General features: G+C 45.1%; 1 protein-coding gene. It reads right to left on the bottom strand.

Annotation, left to right across the window (positions count from 1 at the left end):
* On the bottom strand, positions 1–448 hold a 448-nt coding region (locus HC175_RS18655; protein ID WP_479685243.1), incomplete at both ends, for a tetratricopeptide repeat protein.

Here is a 448-nt window from a genome sequence, read left to right as displayed (position 1 = left end):
CAGATAGGAATTATTTGAAGGGGTGCGAAGGGAACGGTTGTAGTAATCTATGGCAAGTTCTGTAGAATCCTGCTGATAATGGAACTCTGCAAGCTGAAAATAGATCTTGTCCAGGTAAGGCCTATTCTCCCGGTCTATGGCAAGATCATTAAGTTGTTCCAGAACCATTGCCTTCTCCCCGGCTGTGGCATCCATATATTCGATTTGCCTTATCATGGCATTCACAAGATAAATTCTTGGGATCTTACGGTTTAGATCGATCACCTCATTAAAGGCCATGGAAGCGCTGTCGGGTTTTCCCAGTACATCATAAAGCTGCCCGGTGATATACCAGTACCGGCCTTCCTTATTTTTTTCAGGGGTCAGTTGAGCAGCAGTTCTAATATGCGAAACGCAACTGTCTTTCGCACCAATCTTAATGAATGCCTGAGCAACACAAGCCGAAGCC

This window comes from Salinimicrobium oceani, from assembly GCF_012037645.1.
Note: the sequence above shows the minus strand (reverse complement) of the source record. Positions and strands in the feature narration are given on the sequence as shown.